At 62.3% G+C, this 18,876-nt stretch carries 18 protein-coding genes; 7 read left to right on the top strand and 11 right to left on the bottom strand.

The genetic code is table 11. The features are described 5' to 3' along the window. Positions 1–14 precede the first annotated feature (14 nt). The 3 genes from dsbG to dsbD are packed head-to-tail and all read right to left on the bottom strand — an operon-like array spanning position 15 to position 3,339. Positions 15–776 carry a thiol:disulfide interchange protein DsbG gene (gene dsbG, locus QU606_RS26240; RefSeq protein WP_024076665.1) on the bottom strand — a complete coding sequence of 254 codons (762 nt, stop codon included), beginning with the start codon at positions 774–776 and terminating at the stop codon, positions 15–17. Continuing rightward, the gene (locus QU606_RS26235) at positions 752–1,612 is read right to left on the bottom strand and encodes a TlpA disulfide reductase family protein (RefSeq protein ID WP_024076664.1); all 861 of its coding nucleotides are present in this window, start codon (positions 1,610–1,612) and stop codon (positions 752–754) included. Before QU606_RS26235 ends, dsbG begins: the two co-directional genes overlap by 25 nt. Then, complete coding sequence (gene dsbD, locus QU606_RS26230; protein WP_069076731.1) at positions 1,612–3,339, bottom strand: protein-disulfide reductase DsbD; 1,728 nt, start codon at positions 3,337–3,339, stop codon at positions 1,612–1,614. The genes QU606_RS26235 and dsbD overlap by 1 nt, the downstream gene beginning before the upstream one ends. 177 nt (positions 3,340–3,516) lie before the next feature. Between dsbD and QU606_RS26225 the strand changes: the two genes are divergently transcribed. The 5 genes from QU606_RS26225 to QU606_RS26205 all read left to right on the top strand — a co-directional run bounded on the left by QU606_RS26225 (position 3,517) and on the right by QU606_RS26205 (position 8,357). Next, the gene (locus QU606_RS26225) at positions 3,517–4,212 is read left to right on the top strand and encodes a response regulator (RefSeq protein ID WP_304997797.1); all 696 of its coding nucleotides are present in this window, start codon (positions 3,517–3,519) and stop codon (positions 4,210–4,212) included. Then, positions 4,212–5,531, top strand: coding sequence for an ATP-binding protein (locus tag QU606_RS26220; RefSeq protein ID WP_041160988.1), 1,320 nt, complete (start codon positions 4,212–4,214; stop codon positions 5,529–5,531). Before QU606_RS26225 ends, QU606_RS26220 begins: the two co-directional genes overlap by 1 nt. A 126-nt stretch (positions 5,532–5,657) precedes the next feature. Further along, positions 5,658–6,425, top strand: coding sequence for an N-acetylmuramoyl-L-alanine amidase (locus QU606_RS26215; RefSeq protein WP_024076660.1), 768 nt, complete (start codon positions 5,658–5,660; stop codon positions 6,423–6,425). 215 nt (positions 6,426–6,640) lie between these two features. Further along, positions 6,641–8,053: an aspartate aminotransferase family protein gene (locus QU606_RS26210; RefSeq protein ID WP_024076659.1), complete on the top strand. Its 1,413-nt coding sequence runs from the start codon at positions 6,641–6,643 to the stop codon at positions 8,051–8,053. Positions 8,054–8,135: 82 nt separating this feature from the next. Then, positions 8,136–8,357, top strand: a complete 222-nt coding sequence (locus QU606_RS26205; protein ID WP_304997796.1) for an MbtH family protein — start codon at positions 8,136–8,138, stop codon at positions 8,355–8,357. Between the two features lie 285 nt (positions 8,358–8,642). On the opposite strand, the gene QU606_RS26200 is transcribed toward QU606_RS26205, so the two are convergent. The 7 genes from QU606_RS26200 to minC form a co-directional block, all read right to left on the bottom strand. Beyond that, positions 8,643–10,811, bottom strand: coding sequence for a mechanosensitive ion channel family protein (locus QU606_RS26200; protein ID WP_168232016.1), 2,169 nt, complete (start codon positions 10,809–10,811; stop codon positions 8,643–8,645). A gap of 73 nt (positions 10,812–10,884) precedes the next feature. Next, positions 10,885–11,061 carry a hypothetical protein gene (locus tag QU606_RS26195; RefSeq protein WP_017845812.1) on the bottom strand — a complete coding sequence of 59 codons (177 nt, stop codon included), beginning with the start codon at positions 11,059–11,061 and terminating at the stop codon, positions 10,885–10,887. Between the two features lie 156 nt (positions 11,062–11,217). Next, complete coding sequence (locus tag QU606_RS26190; protein WP_024076656.1) at positions 11,218–12,507, bottom strand: M18 family aminopeptidase; 1,290 nt, start codon at positions 12,505–12,507, stop codon at positions 11,218–11,220. 170 nt (positions 12,508–12,677) lie between these two features. Next, positions 12,678–13,313 (bottom strand): RluA family pseudouridine synthase, encoded by a 636-nt coding sequence (locus QU606_RS26185; RefSeq protein WP_003192838.1) that lies wholly within the window; start codon positions 13,311–13,313, stop codon positions 12,678–12,680. 96 nt (positions 13,314–13,409) lie between these two features. Continuing rightward, positions 13,410–13,664, bottom strand: coding sequence for a cell division topological specificity factor MinE (minE, locus tag QU606_RS26180; RefSeq protein WP_003175252.1), 255 nt, complete (start codon positions 13,662–13,664; stop codon positions 13,410–13,412). Positions 13,665–13,667: 3 nt separating this feature from the next. Further along, positions 13,668–14,480, bottom strand: a complete 813-nt coding sequence (gene minD / locus QU606_RS26175) for a septum site-determining protein MinD (protein ID WP_003175251.1) — start codon at positions 14,478–14,480, stop codon at positions 13,668–13,670. A 201-nt stretch (positions 14,481–14,681) separates the two neighbouring features. After that, positions 14,682–15,419 (bottom strand): septum site-determining protein MinC, encoded by a 738-nt coding sequence (gene minC, locus QU606_RS26170; protein WP_024076655.1) that lies wholly within the window; start codon positions 15,417–15,419, stop codon positions 14,682–14,684. 119 nt (positions 15,420–15,538) lie between these two features. Here minC and QU606_RS26165 point away from each other — a divergent pair, with 119 nt between their 5' ends. Both QU606_RS26165 and QU606_RS26160 read left to right on the top strand, forming a co-directional pair. Further along, positions 15,539–16,474, top strand: a complete 936-nt coding sequence (locus QU606_RS26165; protein ID WP_024076654.1) for a lipid A biosynthesis lauroyl acyltransferase — start codon at positions 15,539–15,541, stop codon at positions 16,472–16,474. Between the two features lie 40 nt (positions 16,475–16,514). Continuing rightward, complete coding sequence (locus QU606_RS26160) at positions 16,515–17,663, top strand: patatin-like phospholipase family protein (protein ID WP_069076727.1); 1,149 nt, start codon at positions 16,515–16,517, stop codon at positions 17,661–17,663. Between the two features lie 116 nt (positions 17,664–17,779). Here QU606_RS26160 and QU606_RS26155 read toward each other — a convergent pair whose 3' ends face one another. After that, positions 17,780–18,565 (bottom strand): outer membrane protein OmpK, encoded by a 786-nt coding sequence (locus QU606_RS26155; protein ID WP_024076652.1) that lies wholly within the window; start codon positions 18,563–18,565, stop codon positions 17,780–17,782. Positions 18,566–18,876 lie beyond the last annotated feature (311 nt).

Genomic DNA, 18,876 nt, shown 5'->3' with positions numbered 1-18,876 from the left:
AGCCCAGGCGCGGCTTATTTCGGTCCAAGAATCTTCACCAACTTATCCGGCGACGGCGCGCCTTGCTGTTGCTGCAAGCCACCCTTGTCATCCAGGTAGAAAATCGCCGGGGTTGCCGACAACTCCAAGTCATCCATCAACTGCATATTGGCATTGAGTTGGGCCTGGATATCCGCCGGGATTTTCTCCAGCGGCTTGAGCTTGCTGCCTTTGCCGGCGGCTTCGTGTTCTTCCAGGGCCTTGGGCGCGTCTTTGCTGGCCAGCAGCGCAGCGGATTTGCCTGGGCTGTCCTCGCGAATAATCCCCACCATGATATGTCGCAGCTGCACCTTGCCGGCTTTCACCCATGGCCGCGCCTGTTCCCAGAACATGTTGCAGTACGGGCAGTTGGGGTCGCTGAACAGGTAGACGGTGCGGGGGGCGTTTTTGTCGCCGTCCTGGATCCAGTGGCTCTTTTCCATCTTGGCCCAGACTTCCTTGGCCATCGGCGCGTACACCAGTTTTTCCAGGGGCGCGCTGCTCAGGTCATTACCCTGGGCGTCGTACAGGTTGCCGGCGATCACACTTTTGCCGTCGGCGGTCAGGTACAGGGCCATGCCACGGTTCTGATACTGCGCGGCGTAGCCGGTGAGGCCGCTGGGTGCATCGAATTTGCCGATGATCTTGGCACCCTTGGCTTCGATCTGTTTGATCGGTGCCGGCCAGTCTTCGGCCTGGGCCAGGGTGGCGGCCAGGCTCAGTGGCAGCAGGGTCAGCAGGTGGCGGAGGCGGGGCATGTCGGTTTCCTTGAGGGGGCCGTGGCGGCGGGGGCGGAGTCGAAGGGTTCCATGGCACGGGCCAGGCTGGCCTGGGACAGTTCACCGAGGTGGCTGTTGATCAGGCGTCCATCGGCTTGGTAGAACAGCGTGGTCGGCAAGGCCATGGAGCCCACGGCCTGGCCCAGGCGACCACTGGCATCGAACAGCACGTTGTCCAGGTTCAGGCCCTGGGTGGCCAGGTAGGTGCTGACGCTTTGCATGCTCTCGGCCTGGTTGACGAACAGGAAGGTCACGTCGGGGCGCATGCGTTGGGCGCTTTCCAGTACCGGCATTTCGCGACGGCAGGGCGGACACCAGGTGGCCCACAGGTTGATCACCAGCGGCCCGCCTTGATAGTCGGCCAATTGCACCACCTCGCCGTTGGCGGTGCGCAAGGTGATGTCTGGCAGTCGTGTGCCTTTTTCATACACGCTGAGGGACAGGCTGGTCATGCCCCAGAACACCAGGCCGGTGATTACCCCGGCGCTCAGCGGCTTGCGCAGGGCCGGGCGGCGCCAGCCGTACAGCAGCGCGCCGAGGATCAGCGCGATCACGCCCGGCCAGGCCAGAAAGCCGCCGTCGCGCAGGTCGACCATCTGCAGCGGGTCGTTGCTGTAGTAACTCCAATACATCAGTACGAAGCTGACCCGCGCGCTGAGCATGCCCAGCAGGAACAGGCTGAACAGCACCGACTCGGGGTTTTCCCCGCCACGCTTGGCCACGCGCCAGCCCACCAGGGTGGCGAGAATCAGCGCGCTGATCAGCAGGATGTGATTCAGGGCGATAGCGAAGGTGCCGATGGTCAGGGTCAGCATCAGAGGGCGCCCCGGGTCTGGGTCCAGCGTTGCAGGAAGGCCGCGGCATCCACTTCGCCGGTGATGCGCTGGGCACGCCGTTCTTCGCCGTCAGGGCCGATCCACACGAAGCTCGGCGGCCCTGGCACCTTGTAACGGCCGAGCAGCTCGCGGCTGGCGGCGTTGTCGGCGGTGACATCCAGGCGCAGCAGGCGCACGTCCTTCAGGGCGTCGAGGACTTCGGGTTTGCCGAATACCTGTTTCTCCATGATCTTGCACGACACGCACCAGTCGGCGTAGTAGTCCACCAGCACCCATTGGCCCTGGGCCTTGGCGCTGTCGAGCTGGCTTTGCAGCACGGCTGGGTCGTTGATGGTCATGAACGCGTCGTGGGCGGTAGGGCCGGCGACAGCGCGCGAGCCGCTGTAGACCTTCAACGGTTGCCACAGGTCATCGCTGCCACCTGCCGCGCCCACCAGCAGCAGGCCGCCCCACAACCCCAGTACCACGGAACCGGCGCCGGACAGCATGGCGACACGCCCGAAATCCTGTGCCAGGCGCCAGCCGCAATAGGCCATGGCCAAGGCCAGTACACCCCACAGGCCCAGCCACAGGGCTTCATCGACGACCGGACGAATCATCAGTATGGCGGTGGCCAGGAACAGGAAGCCGAAGATCCCCTTGAGCACATTCATCCAGGTGCCCGGCTTGGGCAGGAAGCGGTTGCCCACGGTCACCAGCAGCAACAGCGGCACACCGATGCCGATGCCCATGGCGAACAGGATCAGGCCGCCGTGCAGGGCATTGCCGCTTTGCGCGATATACAGCAGCGCACCGGCCAGGGGCGCGGTCATGCACGGGCCGACCAGCAGGCCGGAGAGGGCGCCGAGTACTCCGGCGCCGATCAGGCTGCCGCCACTCTGGTTACGGCTGACGTTGTCCAGGCGGTCGCGCAGGGCCACCGGCAGTTGCAGTTCAAAGAAGCCGAACATCGGCAGGGCCAGGATCACAAACAACGCAGCGAAGCTGCCCAGAATCCACGGGGTTTGCAGCAGCGCGGCGAGGTTACTGCCGAGTAGGGCGGCGACTACGCCCAGCGCGGCATACACCAGCGCCATGCACACGACATAACTGCCGGCCAGGGCAAAGCCACGACGCGGGCTGGCACCGCTGCCGACCACCAACCCGGCGAGAATCGGCAACATCGGCAATGAACAAGGGGCAAACGCCAGCAGCAGGCCCAGGCCAAAGAACACCAGCAGGCTCCAGCCCAGGCTGCGTTGTTGCAGGCCGCTGGCCAGGCTCTGGTCCTGGGCTTCGGCGGTAGCGGCCACGGCGGGGTTGCCCCCCAGGTCCACGGTGATCGACTGCGGCGGGTAGCACAGGCCGGCATCGGCACAGCCCTGCCAGCCCAGCTTGACCTTGCCGGTGGTCCCGGCGGGGATCTTCACTTCCAGGCCCTGGCGATACACTTGCTGCTCGCCGAAGAACTCATCGCTATGGGCTTCGCCTTGGGGCAGCGGCGGCTTTTCAGCCAGGCCGTCGAACTTCATGCGCTGCTGGTACAAGTAATAGCCGTCGGCGATCTGCCAATACCACTGGGTTTCACCGGACTCCAGGCGTTCGGAGGTAAAAGTGAAGGCTTTGCCCACCGGGAGGAAGTCGGGTTTGGTCTCGAATGGGTTGCCCGGCGCGGCCTGGACGAACCCTGCGAATAACGCCAGCAGAACGATAAACAAATGCCGCATGGTCAAGCCTTAGTTCGATGCAAGTGAGGCACACAATGTGTGGTGTTGATTAACCGATGATTAACCGGGCGCTATTCTAAAGTGTAGGGAATGTCTGAGGGGGCTTCTTTTCGCGGCATAATCGCTGCTTAATCCGCAGCACTTTTAATCACCCCCATCTTTCATGAAGGGTTCAGCATGCACGTACTGGTCTGTGAAGACGACGAACTGATCGCCAGCGGCATCGTGGCCGGCCTCGGCGCCCAGGGCTTTACGGTCGAGCGCGTGGCCTCGGCGGCAGCGGCGCGGGCGATGCTCAAGGCGGCTACCTTCGACATCATGGTGCTCGACCTCGGCCTGCCCGACGAAGACGGCCTCAAGCTGTTGCAGCAACAGCGCAGCCAGGGCCTGGAGATCCCGGTGCTGATCCTCACCGCGCGCGACTCGGTAACCAACCGCGTCGACGGCCTGCAGGCCGGTGCCGACGACTACCTGCTCAAGCCCTTCGACCTGCGCGAACTCGCCGCGCGCCTGCAAACTCTGCTGCGGCGGGTGGCCGGGCGTAGCGTCAACCTGATCGAGCATGGCCAACTGACCTACAACCCCAGCAGCCGCGAGACCTTCCTGGGCGGGCAGCCTGTGGACTTGTCGCGCCGCGAACAAGCGTTGCTGCAAGCCCTGCTGCACAACAAAGGCCGAGTGCTCTCCAGCGAGCAGCTCAAGGACAGCGTCTACGGTTTCAACGACGAGCTGGAGAGCAACGCGCTCAACGTGCACATCCACCACCTGCGGCGCAAATTGGGCAATGGCGTCGTTGAGACCGTGCGCGGCCTGGGCTATCGCCTGGGGCCGGCGGATGGCGGCCCGGCCGAGGCGGGAGAGAAGGTTTCGTGATGAGCCTGCGACTGCGGCTGACGTTCAAGCTCGGCGCCGCCTTTGTGCTGATCTGGGCCCTGGCGGCTGCCTGGATGCTCAATGATCTGCGCAACCAAATGATGTTTTCCCTCGACCAGCGCCTGGTGGCGTCCGCGCGCATGGTCGCTGGTTTGATGGAGCAAATGCCCGGCCTGGCGAGCACCGCCGAGGGCAAGCATTTCAGTGCCGAACAACTCAACGTGCCGGGGGGCATGGCATGCCAGGTCAGCTCCTTGCGCGGTGAGGTGCTGGCGCGCAGCCACACTACCCCTGACCAGGGCCTGGAATCCCACCGCAGTGGTTTCCGTGACCAGATCATCGACGGCGCGGCGTGGCGCAGCTTCACCCTGGCCCGTGGCGACCTGTTCATCACCACCGCCGACCGCCAGGTGGAGCGGGAAGCCTTGAACCTGTCGATCCTGCTGGCGGCCTCGGTGCCGGTGGGCGTGGCCCTGTTGGGCTGCTTGTGCCTGCTGTGGCTGGGCATCGGCCAGAGCCTGCTGCCGCTCAACCGCATGCGTGACGCGTTGATGCGCCGCAGTGCCGACTCCCTTGAGCCGTTGCAGATCCACCCGCTGCCCAGCGAGCTCAAGCCGCTGCTCGACACGCAAAACCAACTGTTGCAACGCATCGCCAAGACCATCGAGCGCGAACGCCGCCTCACCGGCGACGCCGCCCACGAGTTGCGCAGCCCGCTGACGGCGATCAAGACCCACCTGCAAGTGGCCCGCATGACCGAGGGCGCTGCCCGCGACCAGTCCCTGGCCCACGCCGAGGAGGGCGCCGACCGTCTGCACCGCACCCTCGAACAATTGCTGCTGCTGGCGCGGGTGGAGGGCAGCCTGTCGTTTGACGATGGCATGCAATCCAGTGCCGAGGAGGTTGCACGGCTGGCGATCCAGGACGCGAATGCCGGTGACAATTCGCGGATCGACCTGATCCTGCCGGACAACCTCTCAAGTGCCCCGGTGGAAATGCCGGTGGGCCTGGCGGTTGCGGCCCTGCGCAACCTGTTGGACAACGCCCTGCGCCACACCCCGGCGGCTACCCGGGTGGAACTCAATGTATCCACCACCGCCGACCAGGTGGTGTTTCGTGTGCGTGACCATGGCACGCAGATATCCGCCGAAGACCTGCAATACCTGACCCAGCGTTTCTGGCGCAATGGCAACAGCGAAGGGTGCGGCTTGGGCCTGGCGATCGTGCAAGCGATCGTGCAGCGCTGTTCGTGCTCGTTGACATTCGACAGCCAGCCGGATGGCCTGCGAGTTGACCTGGGCATGCCCCTGCGGCGCTGATCACCCTTTTTTCAAGTGTCACACATAGTTACCGCCCTCCTGAGGTTCAACCCTTCAGGATGGCGGTAATTTTTTTGCGCTTGAACGGGCTGAATGACTCGGCCTGTGTTGAAAAGGACAGCTCTTATGTTGGTGATCGATACCAGTTTTCCCTCCCGGGACTTCAACGAACGCAATGGCGAACCTGTGCGCCAAGTGATCCTGCATTACACCGCGGCACCCTTCGCCTCCTCCTTGCACACCCTGACCCGGAACGGGGTCAGTGCGCATTACTTGCTGCCCGACCCCGATGAGCCCGGCTACCGCACGGCCGGCTATGACGAATTGCGCGTGTTTCGCCTGGTGGACGAGGACAAGCGTGCCTGGCATGCCGGGGTGAGCCAATGGGGGGGGCGGGATAACCTCAACAGTCGCTCGATTGGCATCGAAATCGTCAATCAGGCGCGGGATGACGCCAGTGGGTTTACCTTTCCCTGTTACGCCGAGGAGCAGGTCGAGGTGTTGATCGAGTTGCTGCGTGACATTCTCGAGCGTTACCCACAGATCGGGCCGACCGACGTGCTCGGGCATTCGGATGTGGCCTATGGGCGCAAGAGCGATCCGGGGCCCCGGCTGCCGTGGCGCCGCTTGTTCGAGGCGGGAATCGGGGCGTGGTTTGACGAGTCGACGCGAGCCATGTACCAGCGCCGGTTCTGTCTCGGCTTACCGCCTGAAGTGGAGGTGGAGCGGGCATTCCAGCGCTACGGCTATAAGCCGGCGCAGAACCGCCATGGGTTTGAACTGAGGACCCGCGCATTTCAGATGCACTTTCGGCCGCGGGATTACTGCGGGTTCCTGGATGTCGAAACCTGCGCGATTCTGTATGCCTTGAATGAAAAGTACCTTGGGCTTTGAAGCCCCGCACCGTTCAAAGGTGGGAGGGGCGGGGCGACGATTCGACTTGCCCCGCCCACATTTTGATCCTCATGCCTCAGTCAACAATCACTTCTCCTAAATCCTCCTCTCGCTGGTGCGTTTCCAGAACAGGAAATCCGTGCGCATGCCCTTGGGCCAGACGCCAACGGATCGGCAGTTTGGTCACCATCATCAGCGTATTGAGGGATCGAGAGATGTCAGTCGCTACCAGCCGTATCGAAGACGCCCAGGCGCTTGTCAGCCCGGCACCCGCAGAAACGCTCTACCAGTTCGAAGAAACGCCGCTGCTGGCCCGTCAGCGCCAGCAGGAGTCCAATGCCCGCAGTTACCCACGGCGTATCCCCCTGGCGCTCAAGCGCGCCAAGGGGATCTACGTGGAGGATGTGGAAGGGCGCAGCTTCATCGACTGCCTGGCGGGCGCCGGCACCTTGGCGTTGGGGCATAACCACCCGGTGGTGATCGCCGCCATCCAGCAAGTGCTGAGCGATGAATTGCCGTTGCACACCCTCGACCTGACGACGCCGGTCAAGGACCAGTTCGTGCAGGACCTGTTCGGTCTGTTGCCGCCAGCATTGGCCCGTGAAGCGAAGATCCAGTTCTGCGGCCCCACCGGCACCGATGCGGTGGAAGCCGCGTTGAAACTGGTGCGCACCGCGACCGGCCGGAGCACGGTGTTGTCGTTCCAGGGTGGGTACCACGGTATGAGCCAGGGTGCCTTGAGCCTGATGGGCAGCCTGGGTCCGAAGAAACCCCTGGGGGCGTTGCTCGGTAATGGCGTGCAGTTCCTGCCGTTCCCCTACGACTACCGCTGCCCGTTCGGCCTGGGCGGCGCGCAAGGGGTTCGGGTCAACTTGCATTACCTGGAAAACCTGCTCACCGACCCGGAAGCCGGGGTGTTGTTGCCGGCGGCGGTGATCGTCGAAGTGGTGCAGGGCGAGGGCGGCGTGATCCCGGCCGATCTCGATTGGCTGCGCGGTTTGCGCCGTATCACCGAGCAGGCCGGCGTGGCGTTGATCGTCGATGAGATCCAGAGCGGTTTCGGCCGCACAGGCAAAATGTTCGCCTTTGAACACGCCGGGATCATCCCGGACGTGGTGGTGATGTCCAAGGCCATCGGCGGCAGCCTGCCGTTGGCGGTGGTGGTGTACCGCGACTGGCTCGACACCTGGCTGCCCGGCGCCCATGCCGGAACCTTCCGCGGCAACCAGATGGCCATGGCGGCGGGGTCGGCGGTGATGCGCTACCTCAAGGACCATGACCTCGCCGGCCATGCGGCGGCGATGGGCGAGCGCCTCGGCGAGCACCTGCGCCTCCTGCAGCGCGACTTCCCGCAGTTGGGCGATATCCGTGGCCGTGGGTTGATGCTCGGCGTAGAGCTGGTGGACCCGCACGGCCCCCTCGATATCCAGGGCCACCCACCGGTGCATCGCCAACTGGCACCGCTGGTACAGCGTGAATGCCTCAAGCGCGGCCTGATCCTGGAGCTGGGTGGCCGACATGGCGGCGTGGTGCGCTTCCTGCCGCCGCTGGTGATCACGGCCGTGGAAATCGACCGCGTTGCCGAGATCTTCGGGCGTGCATTGGCGGCGGCGGTCGCCAGCCTCTAATTTTTCAACGTCTTGGTACGTTTCTACAGATATCAGCGCTGCGCGTGGTGCGCAGCCAGCCTTTGAGCGACGGAGAACCGCAATGACCTCAGTATTTGACCGCGACGACATCCTGTTCCAAGTAGTGGTCAACCATGAAGAACAGTACTCCATCTGGCCCGACTACAAGGCCGTGCCGGAAGGCTGGCGTATCGTGGGCAAGAGCGGCCTGAAGAAAGAGTGCCTGGCCTATATCGAGGAAACCTGGACCGACATGCGCCCGCTGAGCCTGCGCCAGAAGATGGACGGCGCCGCGCTGGGCTGACACAAAACCTGGGTCAAGCCTGCTGGATGTGGAAGGCGGGCTTGATGTGGAAGGCTGGCTTGATGTGTGGCGAGCGGGCTTGTTGTGGCGAGCGGGCTTGCCCCGCGTTGGGCTGCGCAGCGGCCCCAAGACCAGCCGCTGAGTTGTACCTGATACACCGAGTGCTTCTTGATTGGGGCTGCTTCGCAGCCCAACGCGGGGCAAGCCCGCTCGCCACAACAAGCCCGCTCGCCACAACAGACCCGCTCCCACCAGAGGTCTGCTCCCACAACAGGCCTGTACCCCTTATACGTTCTTGTCTTTTTCCAGCCCACCCGCAGCCCCTGTCACCACCTGCACACTCAAGCGCGGCGTGGCCAGGTCGAGCCCGGCTTCGTCCAGATGGCGCTTGAGTGACAGGTTGAACGCCCGCGACACTTCCCACTGCTTGATCGGCGCGGTCTTGAAGCGTGCGCGCAGGATCGCGCTGCCCGACTCGAAGCTCTCCACGCCCTGAATCTCAAGGGGCGACCAGATATTGCGACGCTGCAGCGGGTCGTTGCGCATTTTATGGCCGACGTCGCGTATCAGCTTGATCGCGCTGTCGATGTCCATGTTGTAGGGGATCGCGACCCGGAAGATCGCGTAGCCGAACTCCCGCGAGTAGTTCTTGATGCTCTTGATTTCGCTGAATGGGATGGTGTGGACGATGCCGTCGATATCGCGCAGGCGTACGGTGCGGATGGTCAGGCCTTCGACGGTACCGAGGTGGCCACCGACGTCGACGTAGTCATCGATGGCCAGGGAATCCTCGATGATGATGAACAGGCCGGTGATCAAGTCCGCCACCAGCGACTGCGCACCAAAACCGATGGCCAGGCCGATTACACCGGCACCGGCCAGCAGTGGCGTGACGTTCATGCCCATGTTCGCCAGGGCAACGATGGCCGCGATGATAAAGATGGTCACGAACAGCACGTTGCGGATCAACGGCATCATGGTCTGCGCACGGGCATTGGCCAGGCCTTTGCGCGAGCGGGTGAGGGCGTGGAGGATCGCGGTGTCGCTGAGAATCCAGATCAGCCACGCGAACAGCAGGGTGCCCGCCAGGCCGAATAGCTTGACGGCGACTTCATGACCATCGCCTTCGGTAAAGCGGATCAGCGACAAGCCCCAGACTCGCAGCCCCAGCTCGATAAATGCCAGCCATACCGCCAGGTGGGCCAGGGTGTAGACGAAGCTTTTCAGGCGCTCGGAGTACAGCGCATGGCGCTTGTGCCCGCGTTGCGGTTTGAGCGCGTGGCGTCGGACCAGGCCGTTGATCACCATGCACAGCACCAGCAACACGGTGCACAGCAGCGACTGGCGCAGGGCGGTGCTGGTGTCGCCGGCCGAGACGAAGGTGGCGAACAGCGAGATACCCACCAGCAGCAGGGCCGGGATGAACCAGAAGGTGCCGATGATTTCGATCGTGTCGCTGAGGGCGCGGCGGGTCAGGCGTCGGGACAGCGGCTGGTTGCGGATCAGGTGCGCAATCGGCCGGCGAAAACGCAGGATAAACACACCGGTGGACAGCGCAGCCATCACATTGGCCACGGTCGCTGCGGTATGAGCCAAATGCTGGCCGAGCGCCGTGACCAGCCTGGGGTCGCTCAACGCTTCGCCAAAGGCGGCAAAGCTACCGATCCACCACAGTGGACGGAACGCCTGGTGCCGCAGGATATACAACGCGCGGTGGCGGTGCGGGCCGTCGAGCAGGGAGAACGCGATCACGCAGATCGCCGAGAAGCACGTACCGACCACCAGTGCGTAGGCCAGCACCATTGCCAGGGATTTGCCCAGGGACGACGGCAGTGCATAGCTCAGGTACACGGTGATCACCAGGGCGATCAGCCAAGGCCCCAGCTTGCGCAGGGCGAAGCGCAGCATGTCCCAGGTGCGCGGGTGTTGTGGCAATTCCTCGGGCAGGCCGAAGCGCTCGCGCACGCGGTGGCTGAGCCAGATCAACGCGGCGGCGAGCAGGCTCCACACCGCCAGGATCACGGCGAAACCGAAAATGATGGGGAGCCATTCATTGGCCGGCAGTATCAGTGCGCTCAGTTCATCCTTGGCCAGGTCAACCTCGTTGGACCAGCGGCTGATCGGGCTGTCGTCCCCGGAAAATTGTTGCTCAAGGTCCGACAGCGTGCTGCCGATCAACCCGAGCACGCCTTGTTCGGCGGCCGGCTGGGCTTTTTGCGTGGCTTCGCGCAGCTTCTTCAGGTCGCTCAGCAGTTGGGTGCGCTGCTGGTCGTTTTCCAGGGTCTTGATCACCTCGTCCAACGACTGCCCCAGGGGCACATCGGCCTGGGGTTGGGTCTTGTTGGTGCTGCCCAGCATGCCGGGCAAGCTCACGGCCTGGGCAGGTGCGAGCGGCAGCAGCGTGAGCAGGGCGATCAGTAGGTAGCAGGGCAGAGCGAACAGACGGGAAAGCACGGAGGCGGTCAACCTTGGAAACGACGAGTTGACCGAGTGTACGAGGCCGCTATGCCCAATGCGAGTGCATTTGTCATTCGGCCAGTTTGGCGAGGATCTTGTAGACCACGGTGCCCAGGATCAACAGCATGCCGATCCACATGCCGAACACACCCAGGGGCTTGTCACGAAAGTTAAAACCAACCGCGAGCATGATCATGCCGATCAGGATAGGGATGAGCATGGCGTGGAAGGAGGACATGGTGATCATGAGGCGATGGCCTTGTCAGAGTGGGAATAGTGACAAGTCTAGGTGGGATTGTGGGAAATGCAGGTGATATAGATCAGGTGTACGCGAAGCCAAATGTGGGAGGGGCAAATCGAATCACCGCCCCTCCCACCTGTTTAACTGCATTCAGCCTTTGGATCAGGGCAGGTCGTGGCTGGCGTAGAACGCGCCGAGTACTTTGACCAAATGCGCCAGGTCATGGCTGCCGCACAGCTCGCGGATGGAATGCATGGCAAACGTCGGCAGGCCGATGTCCACGGTGCGCACGCCCAGGTGGCTGGCAGTGATCGGGCCGATGGTCGAGCCACAGCCCATGTCGCTGCGCACCACGAAGCTCTGTACCGGGACTTCCTCGGCCATGCACAGGTGGCGGAAGAAACCGGCGGTTTCGCTATTGGTGGCGTAGCGCTGGTTGCTGTTGACCTTGATCACCGGGCCCGCATTCAGCTTGGGCCCGTGGTTGGCGTCATGCTTCTCGGCGTAGTTCGGGTGCACGCCATGGGCGTTGTCGGCTGAAACCAACAGCGATTTCTGAATGGTGCGTACGAATTCATCACCTTCAGGCAGCAGGCGGCGCAGGGTCTGTTCCAGCATCGGGCCGTCGGCACCGCAGGCCGAGCAGGAACCGACTTCTTCGTGGTCGTTGCACACCAGCACGCAGGTTTCATCGGTCTCGCTGGTGAGCAAGGCTTGCAGGCCGGCGTAGCACGACAGCAGGTTGTCCAGGCGTGCGCCGGCGATGAAGTCGCCGTTCAGGCCGATCACGGCAGCACTCTGGGTGTCGTAGAAGCTCAGCTCGTAGTCGAGTACCACATCGGCGTTCAAGCCGTGCTCGCGGGCCAGTTGCTCGGTGAGCACGGCGCGGAAGTCCACGCGTTCATCGCCGGCAAACTGCGCGAGGATCGGCGGCAACTCGGTCTGGGCGTTGATCGCCCAGCCCTGATTGGCTTCACGGTTCAGGTGAATGGCCAGGTTGGGGATGATCGCGATGGGCAGCTTGAAGTCGATCAGTTGGCTTTCGACCTTGCCGTCGCGGCGGAAGGTGACGCGACCGGCCAGGGACAGGTCGCGGTCGAACCACGGCGCCAGCAGCGCACCGCCGTAGACTTCCACACCCAACTGCCAGAAGCCCTGGCGTTGCAGCTCAGGCTGCGGCTTGACCCGCAGGCACGGGCTGTCAGTGTGGGCGCCAACCAGGCGGATGCCGCCTTGCAGTGGCGCGTGACGGCCGAGCTTGAAGGCGATGATCGAGGAATCGTTGCGGGTGACGTAATAGCGCCCGTTGGCTTCGGTGGCCCAGGTTTCGCGCTCGTCGAGACGCTGGAAACCGGCGGCTTCGAGGCGCTGGGCCAGGGCCGCGGTGGCATGGAAAGGAGTAGGGGAGGCCTTGAGGAAGTCGATCAGGCCTTGATTCAACGCTTCGCGCATAAATAGCTCCAGACAGCAATGCGCGGAGTTTACCGTCCGATGGCAAGAAGTGCACAGCACAAATGTGGGAGGGGGCTTGCCCCCGATTGCCGTGGCCCAGTCAACAAATACAGTGACTGACACTCCGCAATCGGGGGCTGCCCCCTCCCACATTTACTGTGTTTGCAGCTTTAGAACGGGGCTGGGCACTCGAAGCGCAAACGCTCGCCGCTTTGCGGGTGGGTAAAGCTCAGCATGCTCGCGTGCAGGCACAGGCGTGGCCAGGCGGCCAGGGCTTGTTCATGGGCGTACAGGCCATCGCCGAGCAAGGGGTGGCCGATGGACAGCATGTGCACCCGCAACTGGTGGGAACGCCCCGTGATCGGCGTCAACTCGACGCGGCACCAGTCGCCGCAACGTTCCAGCACCTTCCAGAAGGTCAGCGCATGTTTGCCGAATTCGTGGTCGACCACATGCCGCGGCTTGGTCGGCGGGTCATAGCGCAGGGGCAGGTCGATGCTGCCGCTGTCCAGTGCCGGCTGGCCCCAGGCCAGGGCGGTGTAGGCTTTTTCGGTTTCGCGATCGTGAAACTGGCGAGACAGCTCGCGGTGAGTATCGGCGTCCCGGGCCAGCAGGATGATGCCCGAGGTTTCCCAGTCCAGGCGATGGACGATGCGGGCTTCGGGGTAGCCGTTTTCCTGCAGGCGGGTGATCAGGCAATCCTTGTTGTCATCGGCGCGGCCAGGCACCGAGAGCAGCAAAGTCGGCTTGTTCACCACCAGGACGGCATCGTCCTGATGAAGAATATGGATGTTGGACAACGGCATTAAACAGCCTCGTAACAAACGCCAACGGCGGCTCGACCACCCGATGCCCGCAAAGGCATCAGGGTGACGGAGCCGCCGTGGCGACCGCCCTTTCGATCAACGATCAGGCAGGGTGATATTGAGTTCCAGAATCGAGCAGCTGCCGTCGTTTTCCAGGGCGACATGCACGTCATCGTTGCCGATATTGACGTACTTGCGGATCACCTCTACCAATTCCTTCTGCAAGGCTGGCAGGTAGTCCGGTGTACTGCGTTGGCCGCGTTCGTGCGCCACGATGATCTGTAGACGCTCTTTCGCTACCGACGCGGTACTTGGCTTTTTGTTGGCGCGAAAGAAGTCGAGAAATTTCATTGTTTAGTTGCCTCCAAAGATACGCTCGAAGAATCCCTTCTTCTTAACATCGAGGAAGCGATGTTCCACGGTCTTGCCCAGCAGACGATCGACCGCATCGCTGTACGCCTGGCCGGCGTCGCTCTGGTCGTCAAGAATCACCGGCACGCCTTGGTTGGATGCCTTCAAAACTGCCTGGGATTCCGGGATCACGCCCAGCAGGGTCACTGCAAGGATTTCCTTCACGTCTTCAACGCCGAGCATTTCGCCGTTGCTGACACGCTCAGGGTTGTAGCGGGTGAGCAGCAGGTGTTCCTTGATCGGGTCCTGACCCTCTTCGGCGCGCTTGGACTTGCTGGCCAGCAGGCCCAGCATACGGTCCGAGTCACGTACCGAGGACACTTCCGGGTTGGTCACCACGATGGCTTCATCGGCGAAGTACATCGCCAGGTGAGCACCGGTTTCGATACCGGCCGGGGAGTCACACACCACGTATTCGAAGGTTTCCTTAAGCTCGGCGAGGACTTTGCCGACGCCTTCCTTGGTCAGTGCGTCTTTGTCACGGGTCTGGCTGGCGGCCAGTACATACAGGTTCTCAAGGCGTTTGTCCTTGATCAGGGCCTGTTGCAGGTTGGCTTCACCATTGACGACGTTGACGAAGTCGTACACCACGCGGCGTTCGCAGCCCATGATCAGGTCGAGGTTACGCAAACCGACGTCGAAGTCGACGATGACTGTCTTGTGGCCGCGCAGTGCGAGGCCGGTACCGATAGCGGCGCTGGTGGTGGTCTTACCCACACCACCCTTGCCGGATGTAACCACGAGAATCTTGGCCAAGGTGTTTCACCCCTAAGGAAAAAGGACTTTTCAGCCCCTGAAAAACATCTCTTGGAACTCGCTGCAGGCGGACAGCCTTTGTAGGGAAAAGATGGGGTTCCCGCAGGGGAAACGCCAACTTCCAATTATTCCTACGCAAGTCTTGCCAGTTTCGCTGTGCTATCAGAGTCTAGAGATGCTTGGAAAATGCGGCAGTATCCGTTAAAGACGGATGATGTTCAACACATCGCCCGACAGGCTGACCTGTACACCAGCCCCCCACAGCGGATCGCGGCGCAAATCTTCTGAAACCTTGTACTGGCCTGCGATGGACACGAGTTCAGCGGTCAATTGCTGGCAAAAAATACGTGCCTTGGTGTCACCCTTGATACCGGCGAGCGCACGTCCGCGCATCGGGCCGTATACATGGATGTTTCCGTCGGCCAGAAGTTCCGCGCCGGGGCTGACCGATGAGATCACCACCAGGTCGCCGCCCTGGGCGTAAATCTGCTGCCCGCCGCGTACGGGGGAGGTGATGATCTTTGTCGGCTTGATCGTCGGTTCCGCCGGTTTTTCCGGTTTTTTCTTCACTTCACCTTCCGTCGGATCGAGTGGACGCTCGCGTGCGCCGGACGGTGGCAGTACTGGCAGTTCAATGGCGATGGCGGCGGCAATGTCTTCGATACGGCTGGCACGAATCGCCAGGGTGCGTAAGCCATGGGAGCGGCATACGCGCATCAGGCCGGGCAGGTCGATCGCGCCTTGGCCGGCCGGCAGCTTGTCCAGGGCCAGCACCAGCGGGGCATTGTTGAAGAAGTTCGGCGCCAGGGCGACCTTGGCGGCGAGCTGGCGGTCCAGGGCATCGAGGTCATTGCGGGCCAGTTCCAGCACGGTGATGGCGAGCATGCTGCCTTTCAGCTGGAACACGGGATCTTGGTCTAGCGGTTCGGTTTGGCTCATGGTCGGCAAAAGCGGCTTGTCACGAAAAGTGTCGAGACTTATAACGAGAACATCCACTGGCCGCAAGCCGAGTCGAACCGTTGTAGAATGCGCGGCCCTTGTCTTTACCGGAATCTGTAATGGATCGCCCGCGTTTTCGTGCTGTATTTTTTCACCCGCGTTTTTGGCTGTTATGGCTGGGACTCGGCCTGCTGTGGCTGATCACTCAATTGCCGTATCGCGCGTTGCTGGCCATTGGTCGCCTGCTGGGTGCGGGCATGTACCGCGTGGCCGGCGAGCGTCGCCGCATCGCCGCGCGCAACCTGGAGCTGTGCTTCCCGGAAAAATCCGCCGCGCAGCGCAAAAAGCTGCTCAAGGAAAACTTTGCTTCCACCGGCATCGCGTTCTTTGAAATGGCCATGAGCTGGTGGTGGTCGCGCCAGCGCCTGGCGCGCCTGGCTCACGTCGAGGGCCTGGAACACCTCAAGCAGGCGCAGTTGGATGGCAAGGGCGTGATCCTCATGGCCCTGCACTTCACTACCCTGGAAATCGGCGCAGCCTTGCTGGGACAGAAGCACACCATCGATGGCATGTACCGCGAGCACGGCAACCCCTTATTCGACTTTATCCAGCGCCGTGGTCGCGAGCGGCATAATCTCGATTCCCTGGCCGTCGAGCGCGAAGACGTGCGCGGCATGCTCAAGCTGCTGCGCGCCGGCCGCGCCATCTGGTATGCGCCGGACCAGGACTACGGCGCCAAGCAAAGTATCTTCGTGCCGCTGTTCGGCATCCAGGCCGCCACCGTGCCCGCCACCAGCAAGTTCGCCAAGCTGGGCAAGGCGCTGGTGGTGCCGTTCACCCAGGAGCGCCTGGCCGATGGCAGCGGTTACCGCCTGGTGATCCACCCGCCGTTGACCGACTTCCCAGGCGAAAGCGACGAAGTCGACTGCCTGCGCATCAACCGCTGGGTCGAAGCCTCGGTGCGTGAATGCCCCGAGCAATACCTGTGGACCCACCGCCGCTTCAAGAGCCGGCCACCGGGCGAACCCAAGCTGTACGAAAAACGTCGTCGATAACACCTGACCTTCCCCTGTTGGCCCCACATGGAGTGATGCAATGCGCCCAGCTGAACCGGTCACAGGCTTGATTCTTTCCGGCGGCGGAGCGCGAGCGGCGTATCAGGTGGGGGTTTTGGCGGCGATTGCCGAGTTGCTGCCGTTGGGGGCGCCGAATCCTTTTCCGGTCATCGTCGGCACCTCGGCCGGGGCGATCAATGCGGTCAGCCTGGCCAGCGGCGCCATGGACTTCACGGCGGCGATCCAGCGTCTTACCGCGTTCTGGCAGGGCTTTCGCAGCCATCGGGTGCTGCGCAGCGATTGGCCGGGGGTGATTCACCAGGCCAGCCGTTTCTGTTTTCACAGCCTGCTGGGCCTGGGCGCCCAAGTGCCGGTGGCGCTGCTCAACAGCTCGCCGCTGCGCGAGCTGCTCCACGACAAGCTGCACCTGGAGGGCATCGATGAGGCCATCCGCGAGAAGCATCTGCACGCGGTGGCGGTGACCGCGTTCGGCTATGAGTCCGGACAAGCGGTGACCTTCTATCAGGGCGGCGGCACCATCGACGCCTGGTTGCGCCACCGCCGTATCGGCGTGCCGACCCAACTGACGGTTGAACACCTGTTGGCCAGTTCGGCGATCCCCTTGCTGTTTGCCCCGGTGAAACTCGACCAGGAATATTTCGGCGATGGCGCCGTGCGACAGTCGGCACCCATCAGTCCGGCCTTGCACCTGGGGGCCAGCCGCGTGCTGGTGGTGGGGGTCAGTGGCAACCCACGGGGCAACGAGGCGGCGACACCGCGCGTCTTCACGGGCCAGCAACCGACCCTGGCGCAGATTGGCGGGCATATGCTCAACAGCACGTTCATCGACAGCCTGGAAAGTGATATCGAGTTGCTGGAGCGTTTGAACCAGTTCAGCCATTTCCAGCCTGCCGACAGCGCATCCCGCGGCCTGGCCCCGGTGGACGTGCTGGTGATTGCGCCGAGCCAGCCGATCGATGAAATCGCGGCGCGGCATCGTCAGGAATTGCCCGCGGCATTGCGCCTGTTCCTGCGCGGGCCGGGGGCGACCAAGACGAGTGGGGCAGGGGTGCTGAGTTACTTGTTGTTCGAAGCGGGGTATTGCAGCGAGTTGATTGAATTGGGCAGGAAAGATGCGTTGGCCAAGCGTGAAGAAATCACCCGGTTCTTAGGCCTGCCGCCTATCTGAATGTGGGAGGGGCAAGCCCAAATACCAGTCAGTTATCGCTCCTACAGAAGGCGCTGTACGCTTAACTGACTGGCATTGGGGCTTGCCCCTGACACATTTTGACCTGCGATGTTCGGTCAGAAGTGATACTTGACCAGGAAGCTCGCCGTGTCCTGGTTGGTCTTGAACGCCCCGGAATCCTCGATCCCGTACTTGTTCTTCCAGTAGTCGTATTCAAAACCCACATACAACTGCTTATCGCCCCAATGCAGCGCCTTGCCTAGGTCGTATTTGACCTGTGGGTTGAAGTGCAGGTTGGCGTGGTAAGTGCCACGGGCGTTCTTGTCGTTGTCCACCACCCAATCCATGAAACCGTCGATCAGGATGTCGGAGTTGCCAACGGGGAGGGTGTACGCCCATACCGGAGTGATCTGCCATACGCCGTCACCCGGGCGATTGCCTTCGGTCTGACGCTGGTAGAAGTTCAGCTGGAAGTAGTCGAAGCCTGGGATGTTCAGGTCGAAGCCAGGGCCGAGCAGGTACGATTCGTTATCGCCTTCGCCGAACTCATAAGTGAAGGCCAGTAACACATCCTTGATCGGGCCGAAGGACAAGTCCTTGTCCAGGATCTTGCCGAACGACAAGCGTGGGCTGAACTCGCCGTAGTAAGTGCTCGGGCCGACGTTGCCGTCTTCCTTGCCGTTATAAAAGATGCGGTCGAGGAAGAAGAAGTTGTCGCCGTACTTCCATGCGTCGGCATGTTCGAAGGTGACGGTTTGCTGGATCTGCGGGTTAACCGTGAAGCTCTTGCCCCACAGGTAAGTCAGGCTGTTGTTCTGCCACTGCAACAAGTCACCGGCCACGGCTTGGCCACCGGCCAGCAGCGATCCCGCCAGCATCAGGCCCTTGAACATAGGTTTCATTCGGTTGCTCCCGAGTTAAAGTTTTATGGTTTTTCTTCTACGCAGGCGCTCTGGTGTGGCGCCTTTTGGTTCGCTGCAAAAATCGTCTATTCGGTCAGCTTTGATGCTTTTAGCAAGAGCTGCGCCAACGTGTTTGAAAAACCAAAAAATCCCCGTCGGCTGCACGGAATGCAGTCGAATTCAGGGGATGTTTGTGCACATTGGTCGCTGTTGCAGGGCCGGGATAAGTTGGCCTTGCAGTCAGCTTTTACATTCGCTGTTTTTTTTTGAGTCGATTCGAGCGGGCGCGGAGAATACTGGCTCCAAAGCCT

It is taken from the genome of Pseudomonas sp. OVF7 (genome assembly GCF_030644265.1).
Taxonomy (GTDB): Bacteria; Pseudomonadota; Gammaproteobacteria; order Pseudomonadales; family Pseudomonadaceae; genus Aquipseudomonas; species Aquipseudomonas gorinensis.
Note: the sequence above shows the minus strand (reverse complement) of the source record. Positions and strands in the feature narration are given on the sequence as shown.

Excerpts from the sequence above, each read along its gene's own strand:
- dsbG (WP_024076665.1), bottom strand. The coding sequence starts at position 776 with ATGCCCCGCCTCCGCCACCTGCTGACCCTGCTGCCACTGAGCCTGGCC.
- QU606_RS26235 (WP_024076664.1), bottom strand. The coding sequence starts at position 1,612 with ATGCTGACCCTGACCATCGGCACCTTCGCTATCGCCCTGAATCACATC.
- dsbD (WP_069076731.1), bottom strand. The coding sequence starts at position 3,339 with ATGCGGCATTTGTTTATCGTTCTGCTGGCGTTATTCGCAGGGTTCGTC.
- QU606_RS26225 (WP_304997797.1), top strand. The coding sequence starts at position 3,517 with ATGCACGTACTGGTCTGTGAAGACGACGAACTGATCGCCAGCGGCATC.
- QU606_RS26220 (WP_041160988.1), top strand. The coding sequence starts at position 4,212 with ATGAGCCTGCGACTGCGGCTGACGTTCAAGCTCGGCGCCGCCTTTGTG.
- QU606_RS26215 (WP_024076660.1), top strand. The coding sequence starts at position 5,658 with ATGTTGGTGATCGATACCAGTTTTCCCTCCCGGGACTTCAACGAACGC.
- QU606_RS26210 (WP_024076659.1), top strand. The coding sequence starts at position 6,641 with ATGTCAGTCGCTACCAGCCGTATCGAAGACGCCCAGGCGCTTGTCAGC.
- QU606_RS26205 (WP_304997796.1), top strand. The coding sequence starts at position 8,136 with ATGACCTCAGTATTTGACCGCGACGACATCCTGTTCCAAGTAGTGGTC.
- QU606_RS26195 (WP_017845812.1), bottom strand. The coding sequence starts at position 11,061 with ATGATCACCATGTCCTCCTTCCACGCCATGCTCATCCCTATCCTGATC.
- QU606_RS26190 (WP_024076656.1), bottom strand. The coding sequence starts at position 12,507 with ATGCGCGAAGCGTTGAATCAAGGCCTGATCGACTTCCTCAAGGCCTCC.
- QU606_RS26185 (WP_003192838.1), bottom strand. The coding sequence starts at position 13,313 with ATGCCGTTGTCCAACATCCATATTCTTCATCAGGACGATGCCGTCCTG.
- minE (WP_003175252.1), bottom strand. The coding sequence starts at position 13,664 with ATGAAATTTCTCGACTTCTTTCGCGCCAACAAAAAGCCAAGTACCGCG.
- minC (WP_024076655.1), bottom strand. The coding sequence starts at position 15,419 with ATGAGCCAAACCGAACCGCTAGACCAAGATCCCGTGTTCCAGCTGAAA.
- QU606_RS26165 (WP_024076654.1), top strand. The coding sequence starts at position 15,539 with ATGGATCGCCCGCGTTTTCGTGCTGTATTTTTTCACCCGCGTTTTTGG.
- QU606_RS26160 (WP_069076727.1), top strand. The coding sequence starts at position 16,515 with ATGCGCCCAGCTGAACCGGTCACAGGCTTGATTCTTTCCGGCGGCGGA.
- QU606_RS26155 (WP_024076652.1), bottom strand. The coding sequence starts at position 18,565 with ATGAAACCTATGTTCAAGGGCCTGATGCTGGCGGGATCGCTGCTGGCC.